This window comes from bacterium (genome assembly GCA_016703265.1).
In the GTDB taxonomy this organism is placed as follows: Bacteria; Krumholzibacteriota; Krumholzibacteriia; order LZORAL124-64-63; family LZORAL124-64-63; genus CAINDZ01.
The window spans coordinates 266,791-283,775 of the sequence record JADJCK010000007.1; the positions used below are offsets into that span (position 1 = coordinate 266,791).

Sequence of the window (16,985 nt, forward strand, 5' to 3'; positions counted from 1 at the left end):
TATGGTAAATCGTCAAACCCGTAACAAGCCGCCGGGATGGTCACTTGCAGGTCCGTGCCGGCGCCCTTCCATTTGCGGAACATGACCGGAGGCAGGCCTTGCGCAAGATCAGGCGGCATTCCGAGGTACCCGAGGCGACCATCCACCGGCTGCCGCGCTACCTGGAGAAGCTCAAGCTGCTCCAGGCGGTGGGCGTCGAGGACGTTTCCAGCCGCCAGCTGGCCGAGTCGCTGGATATCAAGGCCAGCCAGCTCCGACACGATTTCCACTATTTCGGCGGTTTCAGCCGCCCGGGCCGGCCCTACCAGGTGGGCAAGCTGGTGCCGGCGCTCGAGAAGATCATCGGTGTGTCCGAGCCGCAGCCCGTGGCGATCGTCGGCGCCGGCCATCTCGGCCAGGCGCTGGCCAACTACGGCAATCTCGATGTGCAGGGCTTTCCCGTGCGCGGCGTCTTTGACGCCAACCCGCGCCTGGCCGGCCTGGAGATCCGCGGGCAGCCCGTGCGCGACATGGAGGAGCTGGAGGCGGTCATCGCCCGCGAGGGCATCCGCATCGCCATCCTGACCGTGCCGGCGCAGCACGCGCAGACGGTGACCGACCGGCTGGTCAAGGCCGGCATCGTCGGCATCGTCAATTTCGCGCCGACCGACCTGAAGGTGCCGAAGACCGTGGCCGTGCGCAACGAGCGGCTGGCCGTGGGCATCATGGCGCTCAGCTTCAAGGTGAAGTGCATCCTCGAGGGTGATTGCGGCACCGAGTAGGCGCGCACCTTGCGCCGTTACGATAAGGGCCGGGCTCCGCGGGGAGCCCGGCCCTTTGACGTTACGGTGGTGACCGCGTCAGATCTGCCAGAGGTACTGCAGCTTCAGGAAATAGGTGCGCGACGACAGGCGCCACTCGTCCTGGAGGTCGGGCGCGGCCCCGGTGAATTCGCTGTAGCTGCGCGTGGAGCCCACGTAGAAGATCGAGAACGGGTTCAGGCGGAACGTGACCAGCGGGTCGGCGTCCCAGCTGCGCCGGAAGTCGTCGTACTGCACAACCAGGCGCACCGACCACTCGCGCGAAAGCTGCAGGTTCAGCCGGGTGCGGGAGATGTAGCCCTCGAACAGGCGCTCGCCGGTGCCGAGGTTGTCGCTGCGGACGTCGTCGTAGTTCTGCTCCACCAGCAGCCGGTGCCAGGGCTTCAGGTTGAACCAGAAGCTGCGGTTCAGCTGCCTGCCCATCACCTCGTCGAAGCGGGCGATGCGGTGGCCGTACGAGACCTCGCCGCCCCCGACCAGGCGCTCGGACGGACGCACCTGGAAGCCAGCCTCGCGGCTCGTGATGCCGTCGAACTGCAGGTCGTGGAAGATCTCGTTGCTCTGCATCGCCTCGACCCAGAACTGGGCCTGTGCCAGCCGCAGCCAGGTCCGCAGCGAAGCCATGAGCCATTCATCCTTGCGCACGTCCTCGAAGTCCCAGATCCGGCCCACCGACAGTGACGGCTGCATCCGCTCGAACAGGCCGTCCTCGTAGTAGAAGGTGTAGCCGGTCCAGCCGTTGAAGGTGCGCTGGTCGTTGCGCGGCTCGAAGCCCGATTCGGCGCGGAAGGTGGGGCTGCGCTGCCAGTAGTCGGCGTCGAAGTTCCAGTTGCGGGCCGCGCGCTCGACGCTGGCGTAGAGGCCGTGGCCGGTGAAGAACTCGCCGTCGAAGGCCGCCGTGCGCCGGCCGCGGTCGAACGTCACGCCGTCGAGGTCGGCGGTGAGCGCGGGATCGTCAGGCTCGGACGTTGTGCTGAGCAGCGCCTGCGCCTCGAGGCGGTAGTGGTCCGAGAGGTTCAGCCGCGTGTCGAACCCCTGCACGGCGCCGTAGCCGCCACCTTCGTGCCAGCGTGCGGTGGAGATGAAGCCCACGTGCGACTGGCTCCCCATGGTGTGCCGCACGCGCGACAGGAACGACCAGCTGCGCCCGCCCTGGAACAGGGCGCTGCCCTCGCTGAAGGGCAGCAGGAACGGCGTCGCGTCGTCCTGGGCCAGGAGCGCCGCGAAGTTGGTGCGACCAGGCCGACCGGTCAGCTTGGCTGCGAAGAAGGGCCGGTTCAGCGAACGCGTGTAGACGGCGTCGAAGTTCGTGTTCCAGAGGTCGCTGCCCTCCTGGAAGAACGGCCGCTTCTCCGGGTACGAGAGCGCAAAGGTCGAATTGACGTCGATCTGCGTGGCATCGCTCTCGACCTGCGAGAAGTCGGGGTTCAACGTTGCCTCGGCCGTCACCGTCGGGGTGATGCCGTAGGCAACGCCCAGCGACGGTTCACCCAGCACCTTGCCGTTGTCCCACGGCCCGGCTTCCCCGCCGTCGCCGGCGCCGCGTCCGCCCTGCTGCGTGGCCACCATCGCCGGCAGCACGCTCAGGCCGGTGCCGGGCCGCACGCCGTTGATACCCGTGACGGTTCCCCACTGGCAGGGCCAGCAATCATTGTTGCGGTCGTGGATGCCCCAGGAGTACTGGCCGCGCACCTGCCGGTGGTCGTTGCGCCAGAACTCGACGCGCCACACCTGCTGCTCGCGGTCGGGGAAGCGCAGGCTGGTCCAGGGAATGGCCATCTCCACCTGCCAGCCGTCGTCGGTGATGCGGCCCGAGGAGTGGAACACGATGTCGTAGGTCATGTCCTCGCCGTAGCCGGCGGACCACAGCAGGTCGCCCTGCACGCCGTGGGCGTTGCTTGCCAGCTCGAAGGCCCAGGCCTGGTCGCCGAAGGTGTCGAGGCCGAGGATGACGTAGTCGTCGTTCCAGATGCGGTCGCGTTCGCTGAACGAGGCGCGCACCGCGGACGGGTCGTCGTAGCAGATGAACGCCGCGTAGAGGTAGTCGTCGTCGTAGGTGAGCATCGCCTCGGTCGGGTTTGGCGGCTGCACCTGGTCTCCGGGTGCGTGCTCGACGAAGTGGCCGGCGCGCGGCAGTCCCTGCCAGCCGGGATCGTCGAGCAGCCCGTCGACCGCGATCGGGCCGGCGGCGCGACGGGTCTCCAGCTGCGGGTGCCGTACGGGTTGCCAGGGACCGGCCGGCGGGGCGGCCACGGAGGCGGCAGCGGACAGGACCAGGCAGAACGCGGCGTCGGCGGCCCCGGCCGCACCGAGGCGGCGGGACCGGGCGGGGGCGGGGTGCATGGGCACGCGAGGGGCTCCCGGTTCGGATGGGGTGGGGGCAACCTGTTTCATACGGGCGGGCACGGGTGCGGGTTGCGTTGGCGCCCGCGGCGTCCGGCCCATCCGGTCAGGATGCCCGCGATCGCGGGCACGAACAAGGACGAATCAACGTGGCCAGGATGCGCCCGGGAAGCGTAGAATCCCCCGCCGGCCGGCCGGTACACAGCGCAATCGAATCGTGACCCGGAGGATCCCATGCCCGCCACCGCACGCCGCCTGTTGAACGAGCTCGAATCCATCCGCCTCGAGTTCGGGCCGGAAGCCGCCAGGCGACGTCTGCAACTGTTGCGGGCGGTGGGGCGGACCCGGTGCCTGAGTGCGGCCGATGTCCTGCGCCTGCACGAAGTCCTCTGTTTCTCCCGCGCCTACCCGGACAACGAGGCCGTCCTCGCGGCAGTCGAACGGCTGCTGGCCGGCTTCGCGCGGCGGCCCGACCTGCAGCAGTACGCGGGGGAGCTCGCCGACTCGGGCGTCGCCGGCACGGCCATCAACTACCGGTTCTACGCGACGATGGCGGGCTGGGCGGCGGCGCGGTGGCCGGAGCGGCTGCGCATCGACTGGGAGGAATCCGATGCCGCCAAGGTCGAGGGCGTACTGCCGCTGCTGGCGACGTACAGCGAGACGCCGGCGCTCGACGAACTGGGGCTCGAGGCCGCGGCGTGGCTGGCGCAGCTGAAGGGCCCGCGTGAGGCCGACGGCGCCTTCCTCGTCCGGCGACTGGGCGAACTGCGGCTGGGTGAACCAGGGCTGGCCGGGTTCGCGCACGAATACCTCTACGAGCAGCTCGATCTGTGGATGGTGCTCGAGGCGGGGCCGGGCGGGCCGTCGCGCACGGCGGCACACTGGAAGCGGGCGCCGGTCGCGTACCGGACGGCGGCGCCGGACGGGCGACGTCCGGACCTGCAGCGCGAGCTGGAGCGCGCGCCGCTTTCCGTGGAAAAGGCCTCGCCGGCGGCCGGTCGGCAGCTGGTGGACCTGGCGCGTGAGGCGATGATCACGCGCAGCCGCGACCTCGATGCGTTCGCCTGGGCCGACGCGCGCGACGTCACCCTGATCGATGACGGCGACGGCCTCATGTTCGTGCTCATCGGCATGGTCCCGGAGCGGCGGCTGATGTTCGAGGCCGTGTACGGCTACCTGATCCTGCGCAACGGCGTGCCCGTGGGCTACGGCGTGGTCAGTTCGCTGTACGGTTCGATCGAAGTGGCCTTCAACCTCTTCGAGACGTTCCGCGGGGCCGAGGCGGGGCATCTCTACGCGCGCCTGCTGGCCGGGCTGTTGCGGATGTTCACGGCCGACACCTTCACCGTGTATCCCTACCAGCTGGGTGGCGACGGCAACGACGAGGGCCTGCGCACCGGCGCTTGGTGGTTCTACCAGAAGCTGGGCTTCCGCTCGCGCGACCGGGCCATCCTCAAGCTGATGCGCGCCGAACTGGCGCGGATGAAGCGCCGCCCGGGCCATCGTTCACGGCCGGCCGTGCTGCGGCAGCTGGTGGAGGGCAACGTGTACCTCGACCTGGGGGAGCCGCGCGAGGACATCATCGGCCGCCTGGCGCTCGCCGAGGTGGGACTGAAGGTGAGCACCTACCTGGCGAAGCGGTTCGGATCCGACAGGCACCTGGCCGGGCCGACCTGCGCGCGCGAGGCTCGGGCCCGCCTGGGCGAGCCGGCACGCGCGCCGCGCGGTGCAGGGGAAAAGCTGGCCTTGGAACGCTGGGCACCGGTGGTGCTGCTGTTGCCCGGTGTGGAACGCTGGACGCGTGCGGAGAAGAAGGCCCTCGCGGCGGTCATCCGCGCCAAGGGCGGGCGCAGCGAGAGCGAGTTCGTGGCGCGATTCGATGCACACCGCCGGCTGCGCGCCGCGCTGGTCAGGCTGGCGCGCGGCTGACGTCGGCGGCAGGCATGGACAGGTCGGCGGCGACTACCAGCGGATCAGGTTGGCGCCCCAGGTGAAGCCCGAGCCGAAGGCCACCGTGACGATCAGGTCGCCCCGCTGCACCCGGCCCTCGCGCACGGCTTCGGCCAGCGCGATGGGGATCGAGGCGGCCGTGGTGTTGCCGTAGCGCTCGATGTTGCTGTAGACGCGCTCGGGGCCCACGCCCAGCCGCGCGGTGACCGCATCGGTGATGCGCTGGTTGGCCTGGTGCGGGATGAAGAGCGCCACATCCTCGGGCTTCGCGTTGCCCTTGCGCAGCACTTCGTCGATGGCCTCGGCGAAGCGTCGCGTCGCGTGCTGGAAGACCAGCTTCCCGTTCATGTACGGATAGTGCCGGCCCGCCGCGATCATTTCGGCGGTGATGCGGCCCGTCTCGGTGGCCAACGGCGCCTCGGCGAACAGCTCGCGCGCATAGCGGCCCTGGCTGTGCAGCACGCTGGCGACAATGCCGCGATCCTCTTCCGTGGCCTGCACGATCGCCGCGCCGGCGCCGTCGCCGAACAGCACGGCGATGTCCCGACCGCGGTCGGTCAGGTCCAGCGCGGTGGACTGCACCTCGCCGCCGACAACCAGCACCGTGCGCGCGAGTCCCGACCGGATGAAGCCGTCGGCGGCCGCGAGGCCGTACACGAAGCCGGTGCACTGGTTGCGGATATCCATGGCGCCGGCCGTACCCAGTTCGAGCAGGTGCTCGAGGAAGACGCCGTTGCCCGGGAAGAACACGTCGGGGTTCAGCGTGGCGTAGATGACCTGGTCGATGGCGCGGTTCTCGATGCCGGCCGCCGCGATGGCCTCGCGCGCGGCGCGGGCGCCCATCTCGGCCCCCGTGATCAGGGTGCGGCCCTGGTCATCACACTCGAGCCAGCGGCGTTCGCGAATGCCGCTGCGCTCGGTGATCCAGGCGTCCGAGGTATCGATGCGGGCAGCAAGGTCGTCGTTCGTCACGACCCTCTCGGGCACCCAGCGGCCGGTGCCGATGATGGCGGCGCGCGTCACCGGGTTACCTGTGGGCCGGGATCGCACCCGGCAGGCGGCCGCTGTTCTGGTCGATGAACTTCTGCGCATCCTCGCGCGTCGCGAAATAGCCGACCTGCACGCGGTAGACCAGGCCGCCTCCGGCCGTGTTGCCCACCCGCACGGCGGCTTCCCAGCCGAACTTCTTCAGGCGGTCCGCTTCCTTCTGCGCGTTCTCGGTGTCGCCGAACGAGCCGACCTGCACCAGGTAGGGCCCCTGCGGTTGCGGGGCCAGGCGCGGCGGCGGCGGGGTGGCGCGCACGGGCTCGGGGTCGGTCAGTTCCTGCACAGGTTGCGCGGGCGGCTCGGCAGGCGTCGTTTCGGGCGTCGTCGCGGGCACGGCCTGGCCGGTCGTGGCCGGCGGGGCCTGCGTATCGACGGTCCCGGTCTCGACCAGCGGTCGGTCCAGCGTGATCTCGACGGGGGCGTTGTCGGCATGCCCGAGATCGGCGCCCGCGACGGGCGCCTCGGGAGTCAGCTGCAGGCCCTGGGCGGCGATCTCGACATCACCCGAGGTCGGCTCGCCGGTTTCCGGGGCGGTGACCACCGTGCGGTTCTCGCCGAGGCCCGTGGGCGTCGAGCCCCCGCCGCCGGAGCGGAACAGCGCCACGGCGCCGGCCACGCAGACGAGGATGGCCAGCCACATGATGCGCGGCATGCCGCCCTTGCCCGGCTTGCCGGCTCGGCGGCGGCGGCGGACGGTCGGTTTCTTATCGGCGGATTCGGTCGTCATGCCACCAACATCCTTATTCGGGGCGTGCCGGTCACTCTCCGGCTGCAGTTCCCTGGCTGCCGTTCCCTGGCTGCCGGGCCGCGGCGGGCGCGGCAGGGGCATCCTAGACCCGCGTGCCCGGCAGGGCAACCCCAACCATGCCAGCAAGTGCCGGACCAGCGCCCACCCGGCAGCCTTGCCTGCGCCGGTGCAGGGCGGTATCCTCCCCGGGAACGGATCATCGGGCAGCCGAAGGCGGACACATGACGATACCGGGCAGAGCGCAACGCCCCGTCGGGGCTTTCATTTTCGACCTGGACGGCACGCTGGTCGACTCGCGGACCGATATCGCCGCGGCGGCCAATGTCGCCCGTGCCTCGCTGGGGCTGGCGCCGTTGCCGGAACCGGTGCTGCGGGCCTACGTGGGCGACGGCGTGCTCCTGCTGCTGCGGCGCACGCTGGGCCACGACCTGGCCGCGGGCGGGCTGCTCGACGCGGACGACCCGCGCCTGCCGGCCGCGCACGCGGCCTATCTCGACCACTACGGGCGCCACCTGCTGGACCACACCCAGCCCTATGAAGGCGTCCCGGAACTTCTCGCCGCCCTGCCCGACGTGCCGATGATGGTGGCCACCAACAAGCCCGGCGGCTTCAGTGTCACTATCCTGGAAGGGCTGGGCCTCGCAGGCCGTTTCCGTCGCGTCGTCGGCGGCGACCAGGCGCCGGTCCGCAAGCCGGATCCCGCGCACCTGCGGGCCTGCCTCGAAGGACTGACGGTGGCGCCGGCCGAGGTCGTCGTGGTCGGGGACAGCCCCAACGATATCCTGGCCGCCCGCGCCCTCGGCGCCGTCGCGGTGGGCTGCACGTGGGGCCTGGTGCCGGCGGTGGAACTGCTGGCCCTGCGCCCCGACCACCTGATCGAGACGCCGCTCGCGCTGGCGGCGCTGTACCCGCCGTGCCCGGGCGGCCAGCACAGGGAGACACCATGACCGCGCGCGTGCCGCCGCTGCACCCCTGGACCCTGGACCGGCTCCTGTCTCGCATCGCCCACGAGTGGGAGCAGGACAAGTCGATCTTCAGCCTGGCCGGCCGGCGCTTCTGGAAGGCCGAACCCGGGCTCGACCTGTCCTGCGACGTGGGCGGTCGCCGCGTCGCCACCCCGGTCGGTCCGGCGGCCGGGCCGCACACGCAGCTGGCCGAGAACCTGGCCCTTGGCTGGCTGGCCGGCGCGCGCACCTTCGAACTGAAGACGGTGCAGATCCTCGACGAGCTCGACATCCCGCGCCCGTGCATCGACATGGAGCACGAGGGCTACAACGTCGAATGGAGCCAGGAGCTGACGCTCGAGCAGTCGCTCGAGGAATACGTGAAGGGCTGGCTGCTGCTGGCGGTGCTGCGCGAGTGGGAGCCGCTGCGCGATGCGGTGGGCGAGCCGGGCGACCACGCCTTCGAACTGTCGGTCGGCTACGACCTGGCCGGCATCCGCCACGAACGGGTGGCCGCGCTCATCGACGGGCTCTGCAGTGCGCAGGCACGGCTGGACGCGTTGCGCCCGCTGGTGACCGGGCCGTTCGCGCACCTGCGCGACGTGCCGGCCGATCCCCGCATCGTGCGTACGGCGACGCTCAGCACGTTCCACGGCTGTCCGCCCGACGAGATCGAGGGCATCGTCCGGCATCTCATGACGCGCCATGGGCTGGACGTGACGGTGAAGCTGAATCCGACACTGCTGGGCCAGGCAGCCGTGCAGGAGATCCTGCACGACCGACTCGGCTACACACAGGTACCGCTCGATGATGCGGCGTTCGCCGGTGACCTGCAGTGGCCCCGCGCGCTGGAGATGATCGACCGGCTGGAGGCGTTCGGGCGCAGCGAGGGACGCGAGTTCGGGCTGAAGCTCACCAACACGCTGGTGGTGGCCAATCACCGCGGCATCATGGCCGGCGAGAAGATGTACCTGAGCGGCGCGCCGCTGCACGTGCTGGCCGTGACGCTGCTCGCGCGGCTGGACGCAGCGATGCCCGGCCGCCTACGGCTGGGTGAGCGCGGGACCGGGATTCCCGTCGCCTTCAGCGCCGGCATCGACAAGGACAACCTGGCCGACACGGTGGGCCTGGGCCTGCTGCCGGTGACGGTGTGCAGCGACCTGCTGCGGCCGGGCGGCTATGGCCGACTGGCCCAGGGCCTGCGCTCGCTGGCCAAGCGCATGAAAGCCGCGAAGGCCGGCGACCTGGTTGCCTGGCGTGCACACGCAGCCGCGGCGGCGCGCAAGGCCGGTCATGCCGATGCGGTTGCCCAAGCCTCGGCGATGCTCGCGGAGCCGGCAGGCTTCGCGCGCTACACGCGCGAGGCGGTGCACGAGCCGCTGCGCGAGGTGGACAAGGACCTGCAGATGTTCGACTGCCTGGCCTGCGGCAACTGCGTGACGGTCTGCCCGAACAACGCGTTCCTGGCGGTGCCGACCGGGCTGCGGCCGCCGCTCAAGTCCCGCTCGCAGTACCTGGTCCTGGCCGAGTTGTGCAACGAGTGCGGCAACTGCGTCACGTTCTGCCCCGAGCGGGGGGCGCCGTATCTGGTCAAGCCACGCTTGTACACGGACGAGGCGGTGTGGGCGGCGCGGGGGCGCGATGGGTGGATGGTCGACCGCGGCCCGCTGGGGTCCGGGAATTTGAGCGAAGATACCGCACTTGTGCTCGGCCTCCTGGCGCACGCCAAGTGGGTACCTAAACGAAGTATCGACTAGCTGTTTCGCGGCTGCTTAGCTGCCGCAGCGCGGAAACGGGACGTTTCCGGTCCGCCGGTTTGTCGGGTGACCGCGCATCGGACCCGATTTCGCGATGGCATTGCCGGGCACCGGTGGTATAAAATAGCCCTGCGGCAATCAACTATTTCTCTTGCCAGTCCCCAATCACTGGCATCATGCCGCGCCTGTTTGTCTGTTCCTGAATCTGGGGGTATCGGAATGCGTCGCCTTACTGCCGCTATCATTTGTCTGTGCTGCGTTTTTCCGCGGGTGCATTTGCGGCAACATTGACCGTTCGCCAGGACGGCACCGGCACTTACAGTACCATCGGCGGTGCATTGCAAGCTGCGAACGACGGCGATACGATCCTGATCGGCGTCGGGACCTATCACGAGAGCCTGGTCGTCTCGAAGTCGGTGGCCTTCGAGTCGGAATCGGGTGCCTCCCTGACCATCCTCGATGGCCAGGATCAGTCGCGCCTGTTTGTCGTCCAAGGGGCGTACACCGTATCCTTCCGCAACCTGACCTTCAAGCGCGCCATGGCCGATGATGGCAGCGCGCTGCTGGTGTGGCAGCAGGCCGATGTTTCCCTTAGTGGCTGCATCATCGCCGACAACCACGCGACCGGGTCGAATGCCGTTCACGTCCGGCATCCCGGCACGAGCCTGAGCATCGACAACTGCCAGTTCCTTCGCAATGTCGCGGTCGTCCACAGCGGCGCCCTGAGTGCCTCTATGGGTGCCGCACTGTACGTCTCGAATTCCCAGTTTATCGAGAACTCCGCTTCGGGCCATGGGGCCATGAACGTGCAGAGTGCCTACGTAGAGGTCACTGGATGCCTGTTCCTTCGCAATAGCGGTGGGCCGGTCGGTGCACTGACCCTGGAAATGTCCAGCGGTTTCGTAACCGGCAACACGTTCCACGCGAATTCCGGTTCCTCGGGCACGGTGCGCCTGTACGACTACACGTTGTTCAGCCAGAACATCGTCACAGGCGATGTGGATGGCTACGGACTGGAAACGGTCAGCGGCACCTTCCACACATGCAATCTCTACTACGACAACGAACTCGGCGCCTGTTCCCGGCCGCTGGGCAACGGAGAACGTGTGGAGGATCCCCTTTATTGCGAATCCGTCAGCGATGTGTTTCTGGTCTGCTCAGGCTCTGCGGCGCTCGCGGCCAACAACGGCTGTGGGGCTATGGGTGCCTACGGGATGGGCTGCGAGCGCGTGCCTGTTTCCAGTGAAACGACCCATGGGGTGAGTTGAAGAGCATCTTCCGCTGACCTGCCGGTACCTCTGGCGGCCCTGATTGCCATTGCCTGGCAGTCGGGGCCGCGCTATTTTCCGGCAACACTGCCTCCACCCTGAAAGAGTGGCGATGTCAAAGAAGTCCCTTGCGAAGGCCGGAAAGCAGAATATCGAGAAGGCGCTGTTCAGCTTGCGCAAGCACCTGACGGAGAAGCACTTGGATCCTTCGCGGGACTCGGTGCTCATGTCCTGGGCGACCTACAGCCCCTGGCTGCTGGATCGGGATTTCCAGGATTGTCACGGCAAGATCCGGGACTATACGCTTGTCGACCTGTACCGGTGCTGGGAGTTGTGGCATCTGCTCGGCCAGACGCGGCACATCGGTGGCGAAGTAATCGAGGTCGGGACGTGGCGTGGTGGAACCGGCTGCTTGCTGGGTCAGCGGGCCAGGATGCTGGGACTCCCCGTGAAAGTATATCTGTGCGACACTTTCGAAGGGGTGGTCAAGACAGGAACGGCCGACATCTACCAGGGTGGCGAACACGCCGATACTTCTCTCACCATTGTTTCCAAATGTGCTGCGAGTCTGGGTCTCGATAATCTCAGGATCCTGCGGGATATTCCCGGACGAAACAGCACTGGAGATCGCGGACCGGGCATTCCGCTTCTGTCATATCGATGTCGACGTCTATCAGTCCGGCAAGGATGTGCTCGAGTGGGTGTGGCCGAGGCTGTCCGTCGGCGGAGTCGTCGTGTTCGACGATTTCGGGTTCTCGAGTACGCGTGGGATCGCCAAACTGGTCCATGAAGAGGAGGACGCCGGTGATCGCGTCTGTCTCCAGAATCTCAATGGGCATGCAGTCTTCGTGAAGACGCGCCAATGAGGGTACCGGCACCGCCCCATCTTTCCACGGGTAAGCCGGCCCGGAAGGACCAGTTCCTTCTTGAGCGACGCGCGCGGTTGGCGCGACCACTGTTTCGGAAGGGCGCAAAGCACCTCGTCGATTTCGGCTGCGGCAACGGCGCCCAGACTCTCTGTTTTCTCCACGATTTCGAGACGATCTCGGGCGTCGATGTGGTTCCTGCTGTCCTAGCCGCTTTCCATACCGAGTGCAGGCACCTGGGAGTGACGGGATCGCGTGAGGGGCCTCCTCACGGCCGGTGGTGAGATACCGCTGGCCGACGGCTGCGCAGATGTTGTCACGTCGTTCACGGTGCTGGAGCATGTTGCCGACGAGCGCATTGCGCTTTCCGAAATGTGCCGCGTGCTGAGACCCGACGGCCTGCTGGTGGTCACGGTTCCGAACAGGTGGTGGCTGTTCGAGACGCACGGCTGCGACCTGCCGCTCTTGACGTGGAACCGCGTGCCGCTGGTCAGTTGGTGGCCCAAGCGCCTGCACGACCGCTGGGCCGTGCGCGCATCTACCGGAAGCGGGAGATCGAGGCGTTGCTTCGGGAGTGCGGCTTCGAGCCGGTATTCGGTTGTCGCCTGACCGCGCCCATGGACGTGCTGCCATCCGGGGTCGTACAGACAATAGCCCGCCGTACGCTCTTCAAGCGAGACTCGACCACTATACCGTTCCTGGCCACCGAGATCCTGGTCGCGGCGCGCCCGACCCGCTAGCGAACCAGCGCCAGCTTGCGGGTCTGGTCGGTGCCGCCTGTGGTCAGGCGGAGCAGGTACGTGCCGGAAGCCACGGAGCGACCGTGATCGTCGCGCCCGTCCCAGAAGACCTCGTTGCGCCCCGCGGCGAAACTGCCGGCGGCCAGGCGCCGCACGCGGGCACCATCGGCGGCGTAGAGTTCCAGGACCGCGGTCTGCGCCGCGGGCAGGCTGAAGCGGACCGTGGTGCCGGGGTTGCACGGGTTCGGCAGGTTGCCTTCGAGGATCGGCGTTGTCGGCAGGCCCGCCACGGGAACATCACTGGTCGACAGCAACACCGAGAAATCGATCGTCCGCGCAGTAGTCAGGTTGCCGAAGGCGTCGCGGCATGTGACCACGGCGTGCATGTAGCCGGTCGAGATCTCGGGTACCTGGTACTCCCAGGTGGTGTCGGAGTAGCTGGCCAGGTAGTCGATGGCGTCGATGGGCGTGTCGCCGTCCTGCACCACGGCCGTGAAGTGGGCGGCGGTCGTTCCGGGATGCGTGTCCGACGTGGTCCAGTGGAACGTGACCGACTGGCCGCCCATCAGCAGCAGGTTCGTCGGCAGGGGATCGAGGCTGAGTTCCGGTGCCACGGTGTCGATGGTCGCCGGCGGGCTCGTCGCCATGCCGATGGCCGCGTGCGCCGGGAGCGCGCCCGGCACCGAGGCCAGCACCAGCAGGAGCGCTGCAGCATGCGCCGTGCGCCCGGCGGGCAGACGTCGGCGCACTTGACCAGGGTTCCGCAATCGGCTCACAAGTGGATTCCCGGGGGCTGGGGCCGTCGGCGCGGTCGTGACTGATCGGATGATCATACCACGAACCTGCCCATATGACAAGAGTTCGGCGGTCCTGTACCTCAGATCCCGGCCGGGCCGGCCAGGGCGGCGATCAGGCGTCCACCCGGTACCCGGCGCGGGCGGCTGCGGCCAGGATCAGGTCGCGGGCGTCGAAGAGGGCGGTGATGCGGGCGGCCTGTCCGGCGCTGTCGTCGGTCGGGGCCAGTGCCAGGGCTTCGATCAGCAGCACCTGCAGCAGGGACTCGAGGTCCTCCTTGCCCAGCCAGCGAATACCTTCATGCACATGGACGCCCGCGGCGTTGGCGAACGCCGGCATGGCCAGCGCTTCGGCCAGCCAGGCGGCGCGGCCGGCCGCCAGCGAGCGCACGGCGTCGTTGCCCAGCGCCACTGCCTCGGCCAGGCGCGTATCGCGCGTGGCCTGGTAGTCGTGGCCGGACCAGTCGCGCAGCACGGTGGTCAGGTCCTCGGCGACCAGGTCGGCGTCGGCGGGCGGGACCGGGGCCCGCGGCAGGCGCCGGTCCTCGCCGGGCCGGCGCACAGTCCGCAGGACGGCGGCCGCATAGGCGATCTCCAGGCCGCGGCTGCCGGGCAGCGCCAGCAGCCAGGCCTCGAGGTCATCGCGGGTACGGGCACCGAGGCCCGGGTCGGCAGCAAAGGTGGCGACTGTCGCCGGCAGCCGGTGCAGCGCGCGGGCGCAGTCGGCCAGGCCTTCCGGCAGGCCGTCGAGCTCGTCCGGTTGGTCGGTCAGGGGCGGCGTGACCGGCTTGACCGGTGTCGCCGACGTGCCCGGCTTGACCGGCGTGACCGCCTTCTTCGGCGCGCTCGGACCGGTCGCGGGACCGGCGACCCTGGCAGCCGGTGTCCCGGCGGCGGCCGGAATGGCTGCGGCTTCCAGCCACGACAGCAGGACCGGCGCAAACCAGCGCCGCACTTCGGCCAGTTCGCCTTCCAGTTGCAGGCGGCGCCGCGCCCGTCCCAGGTCCGGCGTGCCGCCGCCGCGCAGCATGGCCGCGACGCGGGCCCAGCTGCCGTCGGCATCGCGCACGGTGCGCCATTCGACCAGCGCACGTGCCTGGTAGCCGTTCAGCGGCGTGTGCAGGCCGTCGCCGGCGAGTTCCTCGCCCGAGCGCAGGTACTCGCAGCCTTCGATATGGTCGCGGAAAAGGTGCCAGGTGCCCGCGGACGTGTCGAGGTCCAGTGCCTCGGCCAGCGACCGCCGTACCAGGTGCGGCTGTTCCGCGCTGCCGGTGTTGATCGCCGAGGACAGCCGCACGCGACCGCTGGTGCGGTCGAATGCGTTGTTGTAGAGGATGAGCGCCTTGCCCTCGGGACCGCGGTTCGCATAGGCGAAGACGTTTTCGTCGACCCAGCCGCCGTCGCCCTCGAAATCGAACAGCGAGAAGTGCTCGGCGCCGGAGAAGATGCTGCGGCGGCGCATCAGCGGGAAGATGTCGCGCTCGTGCCGGCGGATCAGGTCCTCGTCGGGATGCTCGTCCCAGTAGGCGCGCCGGTACTCCATGCCGTACTTCTCGGTGAAGCCCTCGATCTGGCCGTGCCCGATCATCGGCAGGCCCGGCAGCGTCACCATCATCAACATGCAGCCGAAGTACTTGTCGCCTTTGCCGAACTGCTCGATGGCGGTGCGTTCGTCCGGGTTGTTCATGAAGTTGACGAACCGCTGCAGCACTGCGGGACTGAATTCGAGCACGTTCTTGAGCGTCTGCCGGTACTTCGCGTTGTCCTCGAGCTTGAGCATGTTCATGAACGCGCTGTTGTAGACGCGGTGCATGCCCAGCGTGCGGACGAAGTAGCCTTCCATCAGCCAGAAGGCCTCGGCCAGCAGCAGCGTGTCGGGTGCTTCCTTCGCCACGCGGTCCACGACCTCGCGCCAGAATTCCAGCGGCATGGCGGCGTCGAACTGCTCGCGCGTCATGCCGTGCTCGGCGCGCGAGGGGATGGCACCGGAATCGCCCGGGGCCGGGAACCACAGCCGCTGGTAGTGCTTCTTGGCCAGCGTCATCGCCGCATCGAAACGGATGATGGGGAAGCGGCGCGCCACGTCGAGGATGACGCGGATCACGGCCTCGCGCACGTCGGCGCGCAGGAAGTCGAGCTGCGCCGTGTCGTTCCACGGCATGCTGGTGCCGTCGTTGCCGTGGTAGATGTAACGCGCCTGGCCGGAACCCTCGTCCACGCGCTGGAACACCACGGCGGCGTCCGAGCGGTTCCAGTAGCCTTCCTCGATGCGCACGCCGACGCCCGGCGTGTCGCAGAGGTTGCCGCCGTCGAAGCGGTAGGCCGGATAGGGCGGGTGCGGCAACTGCAGGAAATACTCGGGGTGCTCGACCACCCAGGTGCTGTCGATGCCCATGTGGTTGGGCACCATGTCGCTGGCCAGGCGGATGCCGCGGCGGCCGGCGCGCTCGCTCAGGTCGCGCCAGGCGTCCTCGCCGCCCAGTTCGTCGGCGATGCGGTAGTCGTGCAGCGCGTAGGCGCTGGCCGCGGCGTCGGGGTTGCCCATGTACTGCTTGATGCGTCGCGAGGCCTCGGAGCGCTCCCACAGGCCGATCAGCCAGAGTCCGTTGACGCCCCAGGCGGCCAGCCGGTCCAGTTCCTGGTCGGGGATCTGGTCGAGGCGCGTGAACGGCCGGCCGTGGCGCTTGCCCAGCTGGTCCAGCCAGACGTGCACCGACTTGGCGATGAGCACCACGTTGCTCATCCAGGCGGCGTCGTTGCTGAAGGCTTCGGGCTCGGGGCGATCGTCCTGCCAGCCGGCGCGGCCGGGGCCGAACTCGAGCACGGGCGCAGGGCCGCCGGGTCCCGCCGGCCGGTGGAGGTCGATTTCCTTCAGCACGTCGAGGGCCAGCTGCAGGCCGCGCAGCAGGTCGTCGGGCAACAGGTGCCCCCAGTGGTCGCGAATGTAGGCCAGCTGCCCGAACAGCGAACCGGGGCTGGCCAGCAGCGGTGCGCGCAACAACTGGAGGATCGACACGCCTTCGCTGCCGGGAGCCTCGTGTTCGGCCAGGTAGTCCTCGAAGATGGTCACGAACGGCACGTACGAAACGCGCTGCCGCAGGGCGTCGTCGGCAAACAGGGGGCTGGCGGGCGCTGCCGCGGGATTGCCTACGTTCAGGTACAGAAGCAGCAGCTCGATCGTGGCCAGGTCGTCGCCCGTCAGCGGCCCGCTGCGGTCGCCCAGGAACCCGGGCGTGTCGCTGCGACCGGCCCGCACGTCCAGCGGCGGGTAGAGGTCGACGAAGGCGCCCAGCACGCCGGCCACGCCGCTGTCGCCAAGGCGGCGGGCGGCCCACAGGCGCCCGCGGTCGAGGCTGCCGGGGTTGTCGTGGCGGAAATAGCGCACGGCCACGAAGCGCAGGGCCTGGTTCAGCGTGCGCAAGGCCAGCAGGACCTCTGCCGGCGGGCCGTCCGGCCGCTCCTGGACCAGCCGGGCGGCCAGGCGGCGGATCTCCCAGGCCGGATCTGCCGGGGCGGTCGCGAGCCCGGGGGGCAGCAGGGCCTCGACGGCATAGCGGTCCCAGGCGTCGTCCGACAGCGGGAACGCGAAGACGAAGTAGTCGGGGTAGTCCTGCGGCCGGGAGCCGGGTACCATGGTGCCGGTATGCCTTTCCTGCTTGCTTCGGGCGGATGGACACACCCATTATCAGCCCGTGCCGCGAAATGACAAGCGCGCAAAGCGCGCGACC

At 69.0% G+C, this 16,985-nt stretch carries 12 protein-coding genes and 1 pseudogene; 7 read left to right on the top strand and 6 right to left on the bottom strand.

Annotation, left to right across the window (positions count from 1 at the left end; all coding sequences use genetic code 11):
- Positions 1 to 98: 98 nt before the first annotated feature.
- Positions 99 to 761, top strand: a complete 663-nt coding sequence (locus tag IPG61_14995; protein ID MBK6735356.1) for a redox-sensing transcriptional repressor Rex — start codon at positions 99 to 101, stop codon at positions 759 to 761.
- Positions 762 to 839: 78 nt separating this feature from the next.
- Here the strand turns inward: IPG61_14995 and IPG61_15000 are convergent, their stop codons facing one another.
- Positions 840 to 3,149: a carbohydrate binding family 9 domain-containing protein gene (locus IPG61_15000; GenBank protein MBK6735357.1), complete on the bottom strand. Its 2,310-nt coding sequence runs from the start codon at positions 3,147 to 3,149 to the stop codon at positions 840 to 842.
- 228 nt (positions 3,150 to 3,377) lie between these two features.
- Here IPG61_15000 and IPG61_15005 point away from each other — a divergent pair, with 228 nt between their 5' ends.
- On the top strand, positions 3,378 to 5,072 hold the full coding sequence (locus IPG61_15005) for a hypothetical protein (protein MBK6735358.1): 1,695 nt from the start codon (positions 3,378 to 3,380) through the stop codon (positions 5,070 to 5,072).
- A 33-nt stretch (positions 5,073 to 5,105) separates the two neighbouring features.
- Here the strand turns inward: IPG61_15005 and IPG61_15010 are convergent, their stop codons facing one another.
- Positions 5,106 to 6,116 (bottom strand): beta-ketoacyl-ACP synthase 3, encoded by a 1,011-nt coding sequence (locus IPG61_15010; GenBank protein MBK6735359.1) that lies wholly within the window; start codon positions 6,114 to 6,116, stop codon positions 5,106 to 5,108.
- A gap of 4 nt (positions 6,117 to 6,120) precedes the next feature.
- Complete coding sequence (locus tag IPG61_15015) at positions 6,121 to 6,867, bottom strand: SPOR domain-containing protein (GenBank protein ID MBK6735360.1); 747 nt, start codon at positions 6,865 to 6,867, stop codon at positions 6,121 to 6,123.
- Between the two features lie 242 nt (positions 6,868 to 7,109).
- Between IPG61_15015 and IPG61_15020 the strand changes: the two genes are divergently transcribed.
- From IPG61_15020 to IPG61_15030, 3 genes are all read left to right on the top strand, one after another.
- Complete coding sequence (locus tag IPG61_15020) at positions 7,110 to 7,835, top strand: HAD-IA family hydrolase (GenBank protein MBK6735361.1); 726 nt, start codon at positions 7,110 to 7,112, stop codon at positions 7,833 to 7,835.
- Positions 7,832 to 9,589, top strand: a complete 1,758-nt coding sequence (locus IPG61_15025; GenBank protein ID MBK6735362.1) for a 4Fe-4S binding protein — start codon at positions 7,832 to 7,834, stop codon at positions 9,587 to 9,589. The genes IPG61_15020 and IPG61_15025 overlap by 4 nt, the downstream gene beginning before the upstream one ends.
- A 245-nt stretch (positions 9,590 to 9,834) precedes the next feature.
- Positions 9,835 to 10,857, top strand: a complete 1,023-nt coding sequence (locus IPG61_15030; GenBank protein MBK6735363.1) for a hypothetical protein — start codon at positions 9,835 to 9,837, stop codon at positions 10,855 to 10,857.
- A gap of 115 nt (positions 10,858 to 10,972) precedes the next feature.
- Here IPG61_15030 and IPG61_15035 read toward each other — a convergent pair whose 3' ends face one another.
- Entirely contained in the window at positions 10,973 to 11,383 is a 411-nt protein-coding gene (locus IPG61_15035) for a hypothetical protein (protein MBK6735364.1), read from the bottom strand.
- Here IPG61_15035 and IPG61_15040 point away from each other — a divergent pair.
- Positions 11,316 to 11,723 carry a class I SAM-dependent methyltransferase gene (locus IPG61_15040; GenBank protein ID MBK6735365.1) on the top strand — a complete coding sequence of 136 codons (408 nt, stop codon included), beginning with the start codon at positions 11,316 to 11,318 and terminating at the stop codon, positions 11,721 to 11,723. The genes IPG61_15035 and IPG61_15040 overlap by 68 nt on opposite strands.
- A pseudogene (locus tag IPG61_15045) lies at positions 11,720 to 12,332 on the top strand (class I SAM-dependent methyltransferase). The gene IPG61_15040 and the pseudogene IPG61_15045 overlap by 4 nt, the downstream one beginning before the upstream one ends.
- Before the next feature lie 127 nt (positions 12,333 to 12,459).
- On the opposite strand, the gene IPG61_15050 reads toward IPG61_15045, so the two are convergent.
- Together IPG61_15050 and IPG61_15055 are read right to left on the bottom strand one after the other, a co-directional pair.
- Positions 12,460 to 13,212, bottom strand: coding sequence for a T9SS type A sorting domain-containing protein (locus IPG61_15050; GenBank protein ID MBK6735366.1), 753 nt, complete (start codon positions 13,210 to 13,212; stop codon positions 12,460 to 12,462).
- Positions 13,213 to 13,372: 160 nt separating this feature from the next.
- On the bottom strand, positions 13,373 to 16,891 hold the full coding sequence (locus tag IPG61_15055; GenBank protein MBK6735367.1) for an alpha-amylase: 3,519 nt from the start codon (positions 16,889 to 16,891) through the stop codon (positions 13,373 to 13,375).
- Positions 16,892 to 16,985: the final 94 nt, after the last annotated feature.